Source organism: Blautia sp. HA9023 (assembly GCF_056504095.1).
In genome coordinates, this window is sequence record NZ_JBWLUR010000006.1 from 757,788 (window position 1) to 775,937 (window position 18,150).

Here is an 18,150-nt window from a genome sequence, read left to right on the forward strand (position 1 = left end):
GCAACAGCAGTTCTACATTTCAGAACAGCCTTTGTTCTCAGCAACTGCTGCCTCACGGCTTCCGTTCAGTGCCTTCTGCAATGCCTCCAGATTCTTCCTCATCACAGAAAAATAATCCTCGCCGGCTTCTATATCTTCTTCACTCAATCCCTCAATAGGATTCAGCACAGCCGTCACAGCATCCACTTCCTTCGCCACAGTCTTCGCCACCTTTGGGCTTGCCAGTTCCTCGAAAAATATGGTATGGATGTCATATTTTTTCGCATACTCGATCACTTCCTGCATCTTGGCAGGATCAGGCTCTGAATCCGGTGTCAGGCCTTCAATCGCCAGCTGTGTCAGATCATAGGCATTGCACAGATATCCGAACGCCTCATGAGCCACGATGATATCCCGGCTCTTTGTATCTTTCAGGCCATCCCGGAATTCCTGGTCCAGCTCGTCAAATTCACCGGCATATTTCTCATAATTCGCTTCATAATAATCCTTATTCTCCGGATCCGCTTTTACAAAAGCATCCTTAATATTCGCCATCTCCTGTTTCGCCCGCATGGGATCCAGCCAGACATGGGGATCTTTTCCATTATCGCCATGAGCATGATCCTCACCTCCATCCAGAAGCTCCACACCATCCGATGCCTCAGACACCACCAGATCCTGATTTTCCAGAGTGTCCAGCACATCTTCCGCCCAGTGTTCCAGGTCCGCGCCATTGTAGACAAAAACATCCGCATCCTCAAGATTCCGGATATCCGTCGCCGCAGGTTCCCAGTCATGAGGCTCCGTTCCCGCAGGAACCATATCCTTCACCTGAATCTTATCGCCGCCCACCTTCCGGGCAAAATCATACATGGGATAAAAGCTGGCCATCACTTTCAGCCGGCCATCATCCACAAACGGCTGCCCCACTGTTCCGGCCCTGTGCAATCCATAACCGGTCACACCTCCGACCACAAGGAGCGTTGCCGCCAGAACCGCTGCCGCAGCCATCTTCCCTCTGTTAAAATTCATTTCTTCCTCCTGCACTCATCACAATATCCATAAAAGATCGTCCGGCTCTGATCAATCTCAAACCCGTGCTCATCCAGCACATGTCCCACAAAATGGTCAATGCATCCACACTGCAGAGGAATCGTATGCCCACATTCCAGGCACACAAGCTTACCATAATTCTTCCGTTCCTCATCCCGGATAAACCGATATTGTGCCGGTGCTCCCTCCACAGACGGAACTTTCAGCACAGCCCCTTCTTTCTGCAGACGCTCCAGACCTCTGTACACCGTTGTCCTTCCGATCCGGATCTCTTTTCCACGAAGGATCTCCATAAACTGGTCAATCGTATAAAACGTATCTCCATATTCCTGCAGACACTCCAGGATCAGCTTCTGCTGCCTGGTACTGTATTTCATTTTTTCTTCCATATATTTCACTCTCTTCCGTCAACTGCACCTTCCATAACAAATTTTTTCATCGTCTGTATTTTCATACACAGCTTTATGGCCGGTCAGTCATCCATACGTCAAGCGGATATTCGCAATCCGCTTCGCTACTTGCTTGATTTGGTTAAATCAATATGAATTTGAAAACCGTTTTCATATTACATTTAAAAAAGAATTCCGTCAAGGTCTTTTTTCGTATCATATGTTACCGATTTTTCCACCGGCACATGCTATCCTTTCTCCATCACCTGAAAGCATACCAGATATCCAGATCCGTGTTCCATATCAGAGATACATTCCCCTCTGACTCCAGAGTTTCCGTCTGACACAGAGATTCACATCTGAGAACACTGCGATGCAGCCTTTTCCAATGACTTCAGGGATAAAAAATCCAAAATAAACCACACTAAAAAAAGCAGGTCTTTATTTTCAAAGGCCCACCCACTTACCACAGGAGGTATACATTATGGAACCAAAAATGTTTTGTTATCAGTGTCAGGAAACCGCCGGATGTTCCGGCTGCACCATCTCCGGTGTCTGCGGCAAAAAGCCTGACGTAGCTGCCATGCAGGATCTTCTCGTTTACGTAACAAAGGGACTTTCCGCCATCACCACCGCACTTCGGGGCGAAGGCCGAGAAATCCCTTCTTATATCAATCATATGGTGATCCGGAATCTTTTCACCACCATCACAAACGCAAATTTCGACAAAGATTCCATCGTTGCAAAGATCAGCGAAACCCTTTCGGCCAAAGAACAGCTTCTCTCTCAGCTTTCTGACAGAAAAAGCCTTCCCGCTGCCGCACTCTGGCACCCGGAAAGCCCTGCGGATTACGAGTCCATGGGATATGTCACCAACATTCTGTCTACAAAGAATGAGGATATCCGAAGCCTCCGCGAGCTGATCACCTACGGCCTGAAAGGACTCTGCGCCTACACCAGCCATGCAAACGCACTTCTCCGTGAAGATCCGGAACTGGATGCTTTTATCCAGAGCACCCTGGCAAAAACTCTGGACGACAGTCTCACAGCAGAGGAACTGACCGCTCTCACTCTGGAAACCGGAAAATTCGGTGTCCGTGGAATGGCCCTTCTCGACCAGGCAAACACCGAAACTTTCGGAAATCCGGAAATTACAAAAGTAAATATCGGCACAGGCAAAAATCCCGGAATCCTGGTTTCCGGCCACGACCTTCACGATCTGGAAATGCTGCTTGAACAGACAAAAGGAACCGGCGTTGACGTTTACACCCACTCTGAGATGCTTCCGGCCCACTACTATCCGGCGTTCAAAAAATATCCGAACTTTGCAGGAAACTATGGAAACGCCTGGTGGAAACAGAAAGAAGAATTCGAAAGCTTTAACGGTCCCATCCTCATGACCACCAACTGCATCGTTCCGCCAAAGGACAGCTACAAAGACCGGATCTACACCACAGGTGCTACCGGTTATCCAGGCTGCACCCACATCACACCCGGGCCTGACGGCAAAAAAGATTTCTCACAAATCATCAGCCACGCCAAACGCTGTGCAGCTCCAACCGAAATCGAGCATGGTGAAATTGTCGGTGGTTTTGCCCATGATCAGGTGATCGCCCTGGCAGATCAGATCGTAGATGCCGTAAAATCCGGTGCCATCCGTAAATTCGTAGTCATGGCAGGCTGTGACGGCCGGGCAAAATCCCGAAGCTACTACACCGATTTTGCCCAGGCGCTCCCAAAAGACACCGTGATCCTCACCGCAGGCTGTGCAAAATACCGCTACAATAAACTGAATCTGGGAGATATCAACGGCATCCCACGAGTTCTGGATGCAGGCCAGTGCAACGATTCCTATTCCCTTGCAGTGATCGCCATGAAACTTCAGGAAGTTTTTGGCCTTGAGGATATCAATGAGCTTCCGATCATCTACAACATTGCCTGGTATGAGCAGAAAGCCGTGATCGTTCTCCTGGCGCTGCTTTCCCTCGGGGTAAAAAATATTCACCTTGGACCAACACTTCCGGCCTTCCTTTCTCCAAATGTAACCAAAATTCTGGTTAACAATTTTGGTATTGCAGGAATTAGCAGCGTGGAAGAAGATATGGAACTGTTTTTCGGAAAATAATCCCCGATATAAACTGATCATCTGCAATGCTCTTACACCAGTCATTTCTGAACGCAGGTCCCGCACAGGATCTGCGTTCAATTTTTTTGGTATGTTCTCATAAAAACACTTTATCTCCGCCTTCTTTTATGATAAAATATAACCAAGACTTAACCAATAGAAAGAAGGTAGACCTCTATGAAATCACAGCGACTGGACATGATCGAAGAATATGTGCTGGAGCATAAGAACGCTTCTCTCGATACATTATGTGAGAAATTTAACGTATCCAAAAACACCATCAGAAGAGATGTCGACATCCTTCTGAAACGCGGCAGTATCATGAAAGTATACGGTGGTGTCGCAGCACTTGAAACTCCACAGACTCTCCCCCTTCTGTCTTACGAAGAGCGTGGCGGACGTTTTCCTGAAGAAAAGAAAGAAATCTGCCGCCGTGCCGCAGAACTTGTGGCAGAAGACGACACCATCTATATCGATACCGGTACAACCTGTCTGAATCTGGTTGATTTTATTGCGGATAAGCACTGCACGATCCTTACCAACAGCCTGCTTATCTTCAACAAGGCAGCATCCTATCCGAACCTGGATATCATTTCCGTTCCCGGAAGACTGAACCGCAAGACCCTGTCTTTCACAGGCCCTGATATCAACGATTATCTGCAGACTTACAACATTTCCATGGCTTTTATGGCCTGCACAGGCGTAACGATGAAGAGCGGACTCACCAACGCCAGTGCCGAAGAATACATCACAAAGAAAGCCATTGCAGAGAACGCCAACAGCATGATCCTTCTTGCTGACCATTCCAAGTTCGGCCGGATCTCACTTATGACCTATTCTCCAATGGAAAAACTGGACGCCATCGTAACCGACCAGGCACTTCCGGAAGAATACGATAATTTCTGCCAGGAACACGGCATCCGTGTTATGACGATCGACTGATCTTTTCATCATGAGCCGCATACCGTAAGATACGCCAGTCCGGTAGCATACGCACAAAACATACGCACCAAAAAAGTGTATCGGTGACATCCTTTATTTCTGTCACCGATACACTTTTTTATGATCCGCCGCAAAACCATTCAGATATTCAGCCAGGCAAAAACAGTGCACCTGCCAGGAGTTCAGCAGATGCACCGTTTTTGAATATGCTCATCTCATTAGAGGATTTTATCTGAGAGGCAGACTTTACATGGTCTGCCTTACAGTGTCATGGATTTATTTTCGAAGCTTTCTTATGCCTCAGTACTTCCTTCCCATGTGCCGACTTTTCTCTTTCCGGCAGCTTCATCGAACCAGTGTGTTGTAACTGTTTTTGCTCTTGTGAAGAAACGATATCCGTCTTTTCCGAGAACATGCAGATCACCGAAGAAGGAATCTTTATTTCCGGAGAATGGGAAGTATGCGGTCGGAACCGGGATACCTACATTGATTCCTACCATACCGCCGTCTGTCTCCATAGCGAATTTACGGCTGTAATATCCGCTCTGTGTAAAGATACAGGAACCGTTTGCAAATGGGTTGGCATTCATGATCGCAATACCTTCCTCATAATCTTTTACTCGTTTGATGCAGGTTACCGGTCCGAAGATCTCGCGGTTTCCTACTGTCATCTCAGGTGTTACATGATCAAGGATTGTCGGTCCTACGAAGAATCCGTTCTCATATCCCGGAACTACTACATTACGTCCGTCAAGTACAAGCTCTGCGCCCTCATCGATACCTTTCTGGATCCAGTTGCAGATCTTCTCCTTATGGCCTGCATTTACTACAGGACCGAGATCTGTAGCTTCATCATATGCACATCCAAGTTTCATGGCTTCTGCTTTTTTCTTAAGGAGGGAAACAAACTCATCTGCAATACTCTCCTGCACGCATACAACCGGAAGAGCCATACATCTCATACCGGCGCATCCATATGTGGAGTTGATGATCGCATTAACAGTAGCCTCAAGGTTGCAGTCCTCAAGTACAAGTGCATGGTTCTTTGCCTCACACTGTGCCTGAACACGTTTGCCATGAGCTGCTGCTTTGGAATATACCTGTTTACCAACACCTGTTGTACCTACAAATGTAACAGCCTTTACTCTCTCATCTGTAAGAAGGATATCAGCCTCTACACGGCTGCATGTTACAAGGTTTACAACACCTTTCGGGAATCCACCCTCTGTATAGAACAGCTCCATGATTCTCATAGCTGTCAGCGGTGTCTGAGAGCTTGCTTTCAGTACTACTGTATTTCCACATGCGATGGAAAGCGGAACCATCCAGCCCCATGGGATCATTGCAGGGAAGTTCATCGGAACAATACCAGCAGTTACTCCAAGTGGTTTACGATATGTAGCTGTGTCATATCCTGTAGTTACCTGCATTGCAGCATCGCCCTGGATCATTGTCGGAAGTGCACATGCCTCTTCTGTAGGCTCGATCGCTTTTTGAACATCTCCTCTTGCCTCTTTGATGTTCTTTCCAAGCTCTTTTGCGCAAAGTACGGAAAGTTCTTCTTTATGAGCATAAAGAACGTCTCTCCATCTGAACATATACTGCTGTCTCTTTGCAAGAGAAAGTGAGGACCATTCCGGGAATGCAGCCTGCGCGGAAGCGATCGCCTCTTCTACCTCATCCGGTGTACAACAAGGAACCTGCGCGATCACCTCACCTGTACTGGAATCTGTAACATCCATGTATTTCTCTGCTTTTGACTCTTTCCACTCACCGTTTACACAGTAACCCATTTTCTTGATCTCAGCCATTTTCAAGATACCCCTTTCGTGTTTATCTTTTTATTTTTTCATTGCATAAATTTCTGTCGTTCTCGTTTTGTTCTGGTCACAGATTATCATTTCTTTTTACTTTTGTCAATATAGCGTGGTTATATTTTGAGTATATTTTTAAAATTATGTGTTAATTTATTCACATTTTATGGCATTTCAGATATGATGTGTAAGCTCTTGTAATTAGCGTATTTATGGTATAAATCCATGTTCCATCTTTCCATCTTCTTATTCAATATTAATGCAAAAGATACTCATTTTTGTTATTTCCGTAACATGCACCCTGAACACTGCCTGAAACAGCATCCGAAAAACGCACCGTAAATCTGCTGAAATGACCCCTAAAAGTACCAAAAAGCCGTAAAATTCCCGATATATTTCAGTAAGTAAAAAACACATTTGTCCGTATATTACGTACACGCTTCTTTTTTTCCCAATCGTCGCATGTCAAGCGGATATTCGCAATCCGCTTCGCTACGCAGCTCTACACCAAATAACTGCTCCGCAGTTTATCAGGACTTGCTTGCACTCCTCCTGATACAAGCAAGTCCCCACCCACAAAACAAAAAAAGACATGCGATAACATATTCTCCATACATTACCTCATGTCTTATCATCATTATAATTTTCTGCGTATTCCGATCACCCGAATATCGTCTGCACCAGTACCATATAAAGCACCGTACCGCCGCCTATACTGAGCAGAGTGCTTTTTTTCCATTTATGCAGTGCCACGATAAACAAAATGGCAATCAGTTCCGGTATCCCATAATGGCCGCTTCCCGGAACATCTTTCAGGCAGTACACCACCAGCAGTCCGATCACTGCATACGGCAGCACTGTCCCCAGATATGTGATCACAGCCGGTGGTTCTTTTCCCTCCGGGAAAATAAGGAAGGGCAGAAAACGTGTTGTCATCGTTCCCAGCACCACTACTGCAACGGTAATAATCTGCTGTGTTATTGTCATCGTCATTTTTTTCTTCCTCCTGCCCTGGCTACGCCCGGATCTTTACATTCGAATTCTTCTCTATGATGGAGATTCTTCTGATCCCTGTATCCTCTCTTTTTGCTGTCTCGCATGATATCGTTTCATTCCCAGGAAACATAAGATAATCGATGCCATAGCCGGAAGAATAAAATTCCCGCTTCCAAAAATCACCAGGCAGATCACTGAGCATCCAACTCCGATCAGCGCCGGTTTGTGATCCTCTGCCTCTTCCCACTGATTGATAAACATTACCACAAACAATGCTGTCATAACAAAATCAATACCTTTTGTATTGAAATGGATCACATATCCCAGAAGTGCTCCTGCTGTAGCTCCTGTCACCCAGTAAAACTGATTCAGCGCATTTACAAAGAACATAAACCATCCTCTGTCCACATCTTCCGGAGGATCTACGGTACAGTTGACTGTAAATGACTCGTCACACATTCCAAAAATAAGATAAAACTTCTTCCATCCTGTATTCTTATATTTCTCCAGCATGGAAATTCCGTAAAACAGATGTCTTGCATTTACCATCAGTGTCAGAAAGAACGCATACACCGGATTAAATGCTGACAAAAGCAGATTTGCCGTAACAAATTCCATGGACCCCGCATAGATAAAAAAGCTCATACATAATGGATATACAAAGGAAAATCCCTTGCTTCGCATCATAAAACCATAAGACATTCCCAGAAAAAGGAACCCCACGCAGATAGGCAAAGTATACGGAAAGGCTGCCTTAAATGCTTTTTTCTTCATATCTCAGATATTTCCTTTCAGCAATTTCCACGTTATACTTTACTTTTTCCTACTGAAGCTGTCAAGAATATCTGAAAACATTTTTTTGCAAATGTTTTCACCCTGATCACTTCGGTAAAAGCCGTGAAATTTTAATCCAGCGGATAAAAATATCCTCTTCACTACATAGCTCTACGCCTTCCACAATTCACGGTTCTCATCCAGTGTAACCATATCTCCCTCATTGATATCTCTTTCATATAAGAGCCCGTCATCATGTCTCAGACTCATTTCACATCCATCTTCTCTCTCCAGCAGAACAACGGACATAAGTTTTTCCCCTGGCTGGCGTTCTTCGCAGCCAAAATCGATGTCTTCTTCGATTTTCAGCACTTTATACTGCATGCTTTATACTTCCCTCCAGATTTCCTCTACTGCTTTTTCGTATACTTTTAATGTACGCCACCCAAACAATACAAACCGGACAACCTCAATCTTTCCGGAATGTGTTTCACAGAATTCCTTTACTGTCTGCACAGCAATACACGCTGCTTTTTCCAGCGGATAATGATAAACCCCTGTGGAAATGGATGGAAAAGCAATGCTTCTGATTCCGTGCTCCACTGCTACCTGGAGTGAATTATAATACGCATTTTTTAACGCCTCTGCTTCTCCCCGAAGACCGCCCCACCAGATTGGCCCTACTGTATGGATCACATACTTGCATGGCAAATCATAAGCCCCTGTGATCTTCGCTTCGCCTGTTTCACACCCATGTAAAGTACGGCACTCTTCCAGTAATCCAGGACCTGCTGCCCGGTGAATCGCGCCATCTACACCGCCTCCGCCAAGCAGACTGTTATTTGCCGCATTAACAATAGCTTCCACATCTGTAACCTTTGTGATATCCCCCATTACTGTCTGGATCATAGTTTCCATTTCGCTTCCTCCTTCCGAAATCTGCCGCAAAACAAATATTTCACTATGCTCACTACATGCTCATGAATACAATAGAATTCATCTGTGATCTGCATCCTTACGTTTATATTTTATAATTCCTCCAGCAGCACATCACTGACTGCCTCATAGGCATCCTCCAGCGCATCCAGTGCTTCTGTCAGCGTATCCATTTTTCGACTGTCTGCATTGTCTTCTTCATATGCCTCGATCACCTCAGCCATAACATCTTTCAGTTCCTGCAGTGAATTCGCAATATCCTGCAGTTTCTGATCCTTATCTTCTTTTGATGTGATATTTACAATTTTACTCATGGGTATTCCTCTCTTTCGATTTTATTTATTTTTGCTTTCTGCAAAATGTCCGGTAATCTTTTATTTCCAGTTTTTCCAGATATCCGGTTCATAGCCGACTGTTGCCTGTTTGCCGTTTCTGACAATCGGAAGCTTCAGAACTTTCTGATTTTCCAGGATTTTCTCTGCACGGTCTTCCTCCGCAATATATTTGATCAGAGCCAGAAGATCCCTGTCTTTACATTTCTCATCGATCAGCTTCTCATATCCGCCCACTGCCTGACACACCGAGGTAAATTCTCCTTTGCTCAGGCCTTTTTCTTTCATATCGACAAACTGATATTTGATTCCGCGCTCCTTGAAATAACGCTCTGCTTTCTTACTGTCAAAGTTCTTTTTTGTTCCAAAAATCTGTATATTCATGTTACCTCCCATTCTGCAAAGATATATGATTTTTACTCCGCAGTCACTACCTGCATTATACCACATCTATATATAAACCGGACATTCTTATTCCGTTTTGCAGCTCACTCATAGCCACAATCGTTCCTGTTCACTTCACACTTTTCTCAAAAAAAAGCCCGGATTTCTCCGGACTTCTTCGTATGTTTCACGTGAAACATTATATTTTTCCAGGTATCTCATCGACTTGCAAGCAGCCGCAGCATACACTCTTTTAATTTATTCTCATCAATTGGCTTTGTAATATGAGCATCCATTCCCGCTTCCGATGATCGGACAATATCTTCCGCAAAAGCATTGGCAGTCAGCGCAATGATCGGAATCGTTTTTCCAAAAGGTCTCCTGCTGGTGCGGATCCTTCTGGACGCTTCATAACCATTCATTACCGGCATCTGCACATCCATCAGAACTGCATCATACTGATCTGGTTCTGACTCCTCAAAAGCCTCCACAACCTGTTTGCCATTGGAGCAGATCACACAGGACGCTCCCTTCAGATCCAACATGGACCTCAGGATTTCCGCATTCAGATCATTATCTTCCGCACAGAGAAAATGCATGCCATTGAGGATCGAACCTTTTGTTTCTTCCATACTGTCTTCTGCTTCGTTCCCGGCTGCCTTTTCCTATGGTGCTATAGACCTCTATGGTTCCCCTCATGGAATCTACAATACTCTTCGTGATCGCCATTCCAAGACCGGTCCCCTGAATCTCCCTTTCCAGCATTTCAGCTCGTGCAAAAGGCTCAAAAATATGCTGCAAAAACTCTTCTGTCATTCCTATTCCGGTATCTTCCACTGTAAATCTGTATTTCGCATATTTTTTATCACTGGATAATTCTTCCACACGCAGGCTGATCTCTCCGCCTTCCGGTGTATATTTCACAGCATTTGATAATAAATTCATCAATACCTGACGAATACGGATCGAATCTCCCAGCACATGCTCATGGCAGAAAGACTCCTCAGAAATCCTGAACTTCTTTCCACCGGACAGTACATTCGGGCGAATGATCGCGGCAATCTGTTCCGCCACTTTTCTGAGATTCATAGACTCTTTTTTTAATTCTATGAAACCACTCTCAATCTTGCTCAGATCCAGAATATCATTGATCAGTCCAAGCAGATACTCGCTGGAAGACTGTAACTTCTGAATGTAACTGTCCAGAGTTTCCGGATCATTCAGACTATACTGCATAAGTTTCGTTAATCCAACAATTGCATTCATCGGAGTCCGGATATCATGACTCATATTTGCCAGAAACTGCGTTTTTGACCGGCTCGCCTGTTCTGCAGCCTGTCTGGCTTCGGATATTTTCCGGTTTATCTTTTTATTTTCTTCCAGTGCCATTTCAAGATTTCTCTATGATTCTCCACCCATTCCACAAAATCCAGGTATTCATTATTAAATTCTACAAAATCCGCATCACTCCGGACATGAGAAAGGATGACCAGATTCCCCTCCTGAAAGCTCCGTACAAGAGTTGATAATGTCATCCCGTTTTCTCTGAATGTCAGAAACAGCGAATACTGCTTCTCATCGTTTTCTGTAAGCTCATCTGCATCCTGCACCACATCCGCCAGACAGTCACCCGGTTTCAAAGACAGCCCCGATACGTTTTGCTTTATTTTCACGATGTTCCATTCTTTATTGCATAGTAAAACCGCATATATCATAGCTATAATTCACTCCATAATCCCTCATAAAGCGGACATTCCATTCCGCTATGCTACATGCTCATAAACACAGTCACATCCCCTGTCCTGCAGTTTTGTGCAAATCCCCACTCACTGCTTATTGCTTTTCGCAATTGAAGCAGGGGACTTACTTGATTCGGTTAAAACAGGGGGTGCTTATGTGCATTTAATTATGTCATAGTGCATTTTCTGCCGTTTATACGGCAATTTATACCTTATTTACTATTTTAGGACGATAAGCGGGAATCCTCGGTAATTCAATTGCCGAGATGAAAGCGCCATATCGTGCATGTCTGCACAGGATAAATGGCTGTAGTCAGCCTGAACAAAAAAGAAAATATGTTCGGTTTTTATTGATGCTTTTGTGACTATGTGATATACTATATGTATGAAAGAAAATCTAATACATTACCGTACTTGTGTATGTAATATCAATTACCATATGGTGTGGTCTGTTAAATATAGACGAAAGATATTAAATGCGGAGATCGAGGCATATTTAAAAGAGCTGGTACAGCAGATCGCTGCTGACAAGGGCTTTACAGTCCATCTGTTTGAATGTGGTGAGGGAGATCATGTCCATTGTTTTGTGTCAGCGCCACCTAAATTATCGATCACTGCGATTGTTAAATATCTGAAAGGGATCACAGGGAGAAAACTGTTCGAACGTTTTCCTGAGATAAGAAACCAGCTGTGGAAAGGAGAGCTGTGGAACCATTCCTATTATGTGGAAACGATCGGATCTGTTTCGGAGGAAAATATACGCAGGTATATAGAACATCAGAGTAAGTCATATTAAGAACGGAGTGGGAAAATGCTGCTTTCACGTAGATCAAGCATAAAATTTACAGAGGATCAGGCAAATTTTATAGGGCACATGTGTTATGCGGCATCCAAGCTCTGGAATGTCTGTAATTACGAAAGATATCATTATAAAGAACTGGGATTGGAACAATATCCGGACTGGTATTATCAGAAAAAAGTACATAAGAACGAACTGTGGTATAAACAGCTTCCAGCCCAGACCGCACAGGAAGTCTGCAAGCAGCTGGATAAGGCGTGGAAGTCTTTCTATGCCTTGAAAAAATCCGGGGGCATACAGGCACCAAAGCCGCCACGTTTTAAAAAAGAAAATATTCCTGTCGCCTATATGCAGATGGGGATCGTTCATGAACAAGGTTCCGGAAGCGTACGCCTGTCACTTCCCAAAGCGTTGAAGATATATATGGAAAAAACATTTGGTATCCATGAAAAATTTCTCTATCTTGAAAATAAGATCTTCAGGAGCATGGACCAGATCAAGCAGATCCGTATCTATCCACCGGAGAAAGGGACCAGCAGGATCATTGTTGTTTATGAGATCCCAGACCCGGAAATACTTCCGGATAAAGGCCATTACCTGGCGATAGACCTGGGACTTCATAATCTTATGACCTGTTATGATTCCGGAAACGGAAAGACTTTTATCCTGGGGAGAAAATATCTTGCGCTGGAGAGATATTTTCATAAGGAGGTTGCCCGGATACAGTCTGTATGGTATGGACAGCAGTCAGCAAAAGGGATAAAGTATCCACGGTCTTCCAAACATATCCAGCGTCTTTATAAGAAAAAACAGGATGCGGTAACCGATTATCTTCACAAGATCACAATGTATCTTACTGAGTACTGTAAAAAACAGGGGATCACCTGCGTGATTGTGGGAGATATCGGAAATATCAGGAAAAATAAGGACATGGGCCATATGACAAACCAGAAATTCCATGGACTTCCATATAACAGGATTTATATTATGCTGGAATATAAATTAAAGATGTATGGGATATGTTTTGTAAAACAGAAAGAAGCGTATACCAGTCAGTGCAGTCCGTTGTCACCGGAAGTTACAAAAAAATATGCAGCCCCATCAAATCGAAAAAAAAGAGGGCTGTACAGAGACAATACGGAAACTTACAATGCGGATGCAGTAGGGGCGTTTAATATCCTGAGGAAATATCTTTCCGTAACCGGAGAACAAAAGGAACTGTCCGTAAAGGGACTGAAAAATCCAGAAATAATAAAAGTAGCTGTATAGCTGAAAAGCAAGCAGTAGTGGTGTTATGGACGCACCCTGAGAACAAGGCGCTGACGCGCCTTGCTCAGATGCTCAGGTAACTCAGTTGCCGAGTAGTTCACTACGAAACCTCAAATATTACAACCGCTATAATACTTCTTCTGTTATAATAAAGCTATAATTAGGTGACTATCCCTCATACTTTGAACTCCCAGACGCAAGGAGGATATCCTATGAAAGAAAAAGCCTTTACCCTCGACAGAGGAAAACGATACCTTTTTTATATCCTGATGATCGCCATTTTGGGCTGGTTCCTTTTCATGCAGTTTTTTGGTGCAGATGAGCGTTCTCAGGAAATGTCTTCCGGTCCCGTTATTTATTCCGGTACCTTTATCTGGCAGAAATCTGACGGAACTTCCGAGAAAATTACTGTTCCCGGAAAATACAAAGTTCCTGCCGGTGAAACAATGGTCCTCATCTCACAGCTTCCGGACACTCTCCAGGAAACGGACATCGCCATCCGTTCTTCCCTGCAGGATGTAAACGTCTATATTAATAATGAACTCCGCACCAGTTACAGTACACGTGAAACCCGGCTGGCCGGCAAAAATTCTGCCAGCCGTTATATATTCTGTCCGGTTTCTTCCAGCGATGCCGGAAAACAGCTCCGCATTGAGCTGACTACATATACTTCCAATTATTCCGGGGTTGTAAATACCATTTACTGTGGAAATAAATCCGATATCTGGCTTTCCATTTTCGCTGAATATGGATTGTCCACCGGTATTGCCTTTTTTATTCTGTTTTCCGGGATTATTTCCATTCTGTTCAGCTTTGCCCTTGGAATGGTATACAAAAAAAGATTTGATATGGAATATCTGGGATGGTGTATGGTCATGGGTGCCATATGGATGCTTGGAGAATCAAAAATGCGTCAGCTCCTGGTTCCCAACGCTTCCGCCCTGGGATCTCTGTGTTTCGTTATGATCCTGTTAAGCCCGCTTCCGATCATCCTTTATGCGGACAGCATACAGAAAGAGCAGCACCACCGTTCTTACGCATGTCTCGGCTGGATCGCACTTGCCAATTTTGCAGCCTGTTCTGTTCTGGCTGTAACGAAAAAAGCAGATTATATGGAAACGCTTCCCGTTGGGCAGCTGCTCCTTGCATTTACACTTATCCTTATATTTATACATCTTTTTCAATATATACGGGCCGGGCAGAATAAGGCAGACCGTATTCTTCTGCTAGGTCTGCTTACCTCCATCATATGTACCTGCGTTGAAGGGATCTCCGTATATTTTGTAACATCCCTGTCCGGAATTTTTATGGGAATCGGAATGCTGATCCTGCTTTTTGTCAACATTATAAGAACCTTAAAAAATGTCCAGGATACAGAAATCCAGCGACATCAGATCGAACTTGAAAAAAGGCGAAAACAAACCGAAAAAATGTCTCTTCAGATGATGCAGACACTCTCCACAACCATTGAAGCCAAAGATGAGTACACCCGTGGACATTCTTACCGGGTTGCTGAATACGCCGCACTGATCGCCTCTGAACTGGGTTGGTCACCGGAAGAGATACAGGTACTGAAACATTCTGCACTTTTACATGATATCGGCAAGATCGGTATTCCGGATTCAATCCTGAATAAACCATCCCGGCTTACAGATGACGAATACAGCCTTATTAAGAAGCACCCTGTTATTGGTGCTGAGATCCTGAAAGACGTTACTCTTCTTCCCCATGTTCTCGAAGTTACCCGCGGCCATCACGAACGTTACGATGGCAATGGATATCCTGATGGACTTGCCGGAAAAGAGATTCCTGTTCACGCACGGATCGTTGCCATGGCTGACAGCTATGACGCTATGAGTTCCCGGCGTATTTACCGCAGTGCACTTTCCCGTGATGTCATTTACGAAGAGATCCGCAAAAACCGCGGTCTTCAGTTTGATCCTGAAATCACCGATATATTCCTGAAACTGATGGATGAAAACCGGCTGCCAAAATGGGATTCCGATTCAGAAGATACGGATTCCTACAATTTTCCTGATATGCAGCTTACCGTCAGCAAGTTCATCTCTGATGTAGTAACTACTATCAAGGCACAGGCCGATACCAAGAATTACGATTTTCTCACAGGGCTTCCCATGCGGAGCCTCGGTGAACGTCTCGCCGCGGAACTTATGCAGGAACATAATGGTTGCCTGATCTTCCTTGATATGGATAATCTCAAACGGATCAATGACATTTATGGCCACACCGCCGGAGACCGGGCACTGAAACTTCTGGGCAATATGCTCGCCAAGTACACAGGACATGGCATTGCCAGCCGTCTTGGCGGAGATGAATTTCTCATTTTCATGCCGGATGTTTCTCATGAAGCAGTTGCAGAACAGATGCACAAACTTTTTCAGGAATTTCATTCCATTATCAAAAACGATGTGGAAATCCAGTGCGCAACACTTTCTGCCGGCCTTTGCATGTGCACCTGTGAGGACTCCTTCGAAAGCTGCTACCTAAAGGCAGATAAGACACTGTACTACGTAAAACAAAATGGTAAAAATCAGTTTTTCTTCTATCAGCAGATGGACCGCAGAGATCTTTCCAGCTCAAGCGTTGGAAAAGATCTGAAGCTGATCGCGAACTCTCTCCGTGAAAGTGGCAGCTACCGTGGTGCACTTGATCTGAATTACCGTGATTTTGCCCGCCATTATGAATACATGAGCCAGCTTGTCAACCGCAGTAACTGCCGCTGTTACCTCGTCATGGTTACCATGGAGACAGTCATTGATACCTTGCCTAACATCGAAGCCATTGAGCACGCTCTGAAATGCATGGAGCAGGCCATCTGTGAAAAAATCCGCCGCGTGGATATCTGTACCCGCTACAGTTCCATGCAATATCTGATCATATTGTTCGAGCCGATTGAAACACAGATTCCCAATATCATGGAAAGGATCTTCCTGCAATATTACCGCCAGTGCAGCGACCGCGATTTTCATCCGATTTATGAATATCTCTCCATGATCGACGAAAAACAGCCTTAATAACAAAATACCGGCAGATAAATGAGTTTTTTATGTACTCATTCACCTGCCGGTATTTTTATTTTCTTCTGTCTCTGCCTTCTACGCTATAATATTTTTCTTTTGCTTCATACATTCGAATGTCTGCTTCACTGGCAATTTCTTCGAAAGATTCCCAGTTCTTTTCCCTGCTGTAAACATATCCGCAGGATATGGATATTTTATTGACCATTGCCCCTGACCAGTGGCTTATCACTTCGTCAAAGTCTTCTCTTATTTTTTTGAGTTCACTTTCATCTACAAAAATGATACTGACAAATTCATCTCCGCCAATCCGATAAACCTTTCCATAGCTTCCAAAACACTGCTTCATGCATTCCGCCGCACCGTGGATCAGCTCATCACCTGCGTTATGCCCCAATGTATCATTCACACCTTTTAGCCCGTTTACATCCAGAGCTGCATAAACAAACTCCGATGCAAGAGAGATTCCGCTCAGGTCATCCTTGTAGGCTCTTCGATTCAAACAGCCGGTCAGTTCATCGATTTTTGCCTTGTTAACCTTTACATACATATAAATAATTCCCACTGCTGCCAGCGTAAGATAAATCCCGACGATCAGCAGCGCAATGGCATTACTTTCCGCATTGGAAGAATTGGAGCAGGCAACTCCCACCGCATAATCTCCTGTGATATAAAAAGAACAGCGATAATTTTCACCATCGATCTCATTGATACCAGTGAATATTTTACCTTCCTCATCACCCTTTTTTGTTATGCCGATATCATCCAGTTTTTTCCCGATATCAGAAGAATCTGTCGCTCCATAAATCTTTCCGGATTCTTTATCTGCCACAAAAATACGGATTCCCTCGTATACCGGCATATTTGTTACAACAGAAGACATTTCATTCTGCTTCACCTCATTCAGAAGCCGCACCGGTTCAATCCCAACCTGGATCATACGGGTACCGGTTTCATCCCAGGTAATGGCATACATGATCTTTTTTCCCTCGGAGGTATTCGGCGTGACATCCTGACACATGGTAAGAGTTTTATCTTCCAGCATTGGTTTGAAATATTCCATCTGCTCTCCGGAATCAAAACTGTATCCGTAATATTCCGGTATGGTTCCACTGTAGATCTTTCCAGTAGCATCAAGCAGATGAATCTCATCTACTGCCATAAGTTTGGCGATCTTTTTCAGTTCGTCCACATCTTTCTCTGCTTCCGGATTCGCATTGATAATATAGGCCACTGCCTTGGCACGCACAATATAGTCCTCTTTCAGAGAAGCTATCATATCCTTCTCGTCTTGTTCATTCTTCTCAATCACGTTGACTACACGATCCAGCAATACCTCTGACATTTTCGATATATTCCTGTTATTGATCCAGTTCAGAATCGCCATCTGAATAACCAAAGCTACCAGAATAAGCCCCAGCGCAAGGAATACGATTTTATCCAATTGTCGTACTTTATCGTATTTTATTTTCTGCATTTCTGCTCCTGACTGCTGCTCTGCGTTGAATGCAGAGCAGCAAAAAAACATGCACTATAGTATCTACGTTGTTACTATAGTGCATGTTTACATTTAAATAGATG

The 18,150-nt window shown here is 44.2% G+C and carries 18 protein-coding genes; 5 read left to right on the plus strand and 13 right to left on the minus strand.

Going from position 1 to position 18,150, the window contains the following annotated elements:
- Window positions 1–12 precede the first annotated feature (12 nt).
- The gene (locus AC04Q6_RS07470; RefSeq protein ID WP_118062250.1) at window positions 13–1,011 is read right to left on the minus strand and encodes a metal ABC transporter substrate-binding protein; all 999 of its coding nucleotides are present in this window, start codon (window positions 1,009–1,011) and stop codon (window positions 13–15) included.
- Window positions 1,008–1,421 carry a Fur family transcriptional regulator gene (locus tag AC04Q6_RS07475; RefSeq protein WP_021977106.1) on the minus strand — a complete coding sequence of 138 codons (414 nt, stop codon included), beginning with the start codon at window positions 1,419–1,421 and terminating at the stop codon, window positions 1,008–1,010. The genes AC04Q6_RS07470 and AC04Q6_RS07475 overlap by 4 nt, the downstream gene beginning before the upstream one ends.
- Window positions 1,422–1,905: 484 nt before the next feature.
- On the opposite strand from AC04Q6_RS07475, the gene hcp reads away from it, so the two are divergent.
- Window positions 1,906–3,546, plus strand: coding sequence for a hydroxylamine reductase (hcp, locus tag AC04Q6_RS07480; RefSeq protein ID WP_118071518.1), 1,641 nt, complete (start codon window positions 1,906–1,908; stop codon window positions 3,544–3,546).
- Between the two features lie 177 nt (window positions 3,547–3,723).
- On the plus strand, window positions 3,724–4,488 hold the full coding sequence (locus AC04Q6_RS07485) for a DeoR/GlpR family DNA-binding transcription regulator (protein ID WP_021977104.1): 765 nt from the start codon (window positions 3,724–3,726) through the stop codon (window positions 4,486–4,488).
- A 293-nt stretch (window positions 4,489–4,781) separates the two neighbouring features.
- Here AC04Q6_RS07485 and AC04Q6_RS07490 read toward each other — a convergent pair whose 3' ends face one another.
- The 10 genes from AC04Q6_RS07490 to AC04Q6_RS07535 form a co-directional block, all read right to left on the minus strand.
- Window positions 4,782–6,299, minus strand: coding sequence for a CoA-acylating methylmalonate-semialdehyde dehydrogenase (locus AC04Q6_RS07490; RefSeq protein WP_021977103.1), 1,518 nt, complete (start codon window positions 6,297–6,299; stop codon window positions 4,782–4,784).
- Window positions 6,300–6,962: 663 nt separating this feature from the next.
- Window positions 6,963–7,289, minus strand: coding sequence for a branched-chain amino acid transporter permease (locus tag AC04Q6_RS07495; RefSeq protein WP_118062289.1), 327 nt, complete (start codon window positions 7,287–7,289; stop codon window positions 6,963–6,965).
- A gap of 60 nt (window positions 7,290–7,349) precedes the next feature.
- Window positions 7,350–8,072 carry an AzlC family ABC transporter permease gene (locus AC04Q6_RS07500; protein WP_118062252.1) on the minus strand — a complete coding sequence of 241 codons (723 nt, stop codon included), beginning with the start codon at window positions 8,070–8,072 and terminating at the stop codon, window positions 7,350–7,352.
- 171 nt (window positions 8,073–8,243) lie between these two features.
- Window positions 8,244–8,456, minus strand: coding sequence for a hypothetical protein (locus AC04Q6_RS07505; protein WP_118062253.1), 213 nt, complete (start codon window positions 8,454–8,456; stop codon window positions 8,244–8,246).
- A 3-nt stretch (window positions 8,457–8,459) separates the two neighbouring features.
- Complete coding sequence (locus tag AC04Q6_RS07510; RefSeq protein ID WP_334303699.1) at window positions 8,460–8,981, minus strand: O-acetyl-ADP-ribose deacetylase; 522 nt, start codon at window positions 8,979–8,981, stop codon at window positions 8,460–8,462.
- Window positions 8,982–9,100: 119 nt separating this feature from the next.
- Window positions 9,101–9,322 (minus strand): hypothetical protein, encoded by a 222-nt coding sequence (locus tag AC04Q6_RS07515; RefSeq protein WP_021976586.1) that lies wholly within the window; start codon window positions 9,320–9,322, stop codon window positions 9,101–9,103.
- A gap of 60 nt (window positions 9,323–9,382) precedes the next feature.
- A complete protein-coding gene (locus AC04Q6_RS07520; protein ID WP_021976587.1) occupies window positions 9,383–9,724 on the minus strand; it encodes an arsenate reductase family protein in 342 nt (113 codons plus the stop codon).
- A 218-nt stretch (window positions 9,725–9,942) separates the two neighbouring features.
- Complete coding sequence (locus AC04Q6_RS07525; protein ID WP_118071520.1) at window positions 9,943–10,356, minus strand: response regulator; 414 nt, start codon at window positions 10,354–10,356, stop codon at window positions 9,943–9,945.
- Entirely contained in the window at window positions 10,298–11,113 is an 816-nt protein-coding gene (locus AC04Q6_RS07530; protein ID WP_118071521.1) for a sensor histidine kinase, read from the minus strand. Before AC04Q6_RS07530 ends, AC04Q6_RS07525 begins: the two co-directional genes overlap by 59 nt.
- A complete protein-coding gene (locus tag AC04Q6_RS07535; RefSeq protein ID WP_147343507.1) occupies window positions 11,086–11,397 on the minus strand; it encodes a hypothetical protein in 312 nt (103 codons plus the stop codon). The genes AC04Q6_RS07530 and AC04Q6_RS07535 overlap by 28 nt, the downstream gene beginning before the upstream one ends.
- A 451-nt stretch (window positions 11,398–11,848) precedes the next feature.
- Between AC04Q6_RS07535 and tnpA the strand changes: the two genes are divergently transcribed.
- The 3 genes from tnpA to AC04Q6_RS07550 all read left to right on the plus strand — a co-directional run bounded on the left by tnpA (window position 11,849) and on the right by AC04Q6_RS07550 (window position 16,566).
- Window positions 11,849–12,259 (plus strand): IS200/IS605 family transposase, encoded by a 411-nt coding sequence (gene tnpA, locus AC04Q6_RS07540; protein ID WP_255820981.1) that lies wholly within the window; start codon window positions 11,849–11,851, stop codon window positions 12,257–12,259.
- A gap of 15 nt (window positions 12,260–12,274) precedes the next feature.
- Window positions 12,275–13,531, plus strand: a complete 1,257-nt coding sequence (locus AC04Q6_RS07545) for an RNA-guided endonuclease InsQ/TnpB family protein (RefSeq protein WP_243004411.1) — start codon at window positions 12,275–12,277, stop codon at window positions 13,529–13,531.
- A 212-nt stretch (window positions 13,532–13,743) separates the two neighbouring features.
- Window positions 13,744–16,566: an HD domain-containing phosphohydrolase gene (locus tag AC04Q6_RS07550; protein ID WP_118071524.1), complete on the plus strand. Its 2,823-nt coding sequence runs from the start codon at window positions 13,744–13,746 to the stop codon at window positions 16,564–16,566.
- Window positions 16,567–16,624: 58 nt separating this feature from the next.
- Here the strand turns inward: AC04Q6_RS07550 and AC04Q6_RS07555 are convergent, their stop codons facing one another.
- Complete coding sequence (locus AC04Q6_RS07555; protein WP_118071525.1) at window positions 16,625–18,046, minus strand: GGDEF domain-containing protein; 1,422 nt, start codon at window positions 18,044–18,046, stop codon at window positions 16,625–16,627.
- Window positions 18,047–18,150: the final 104 nt, after the last annotated feature.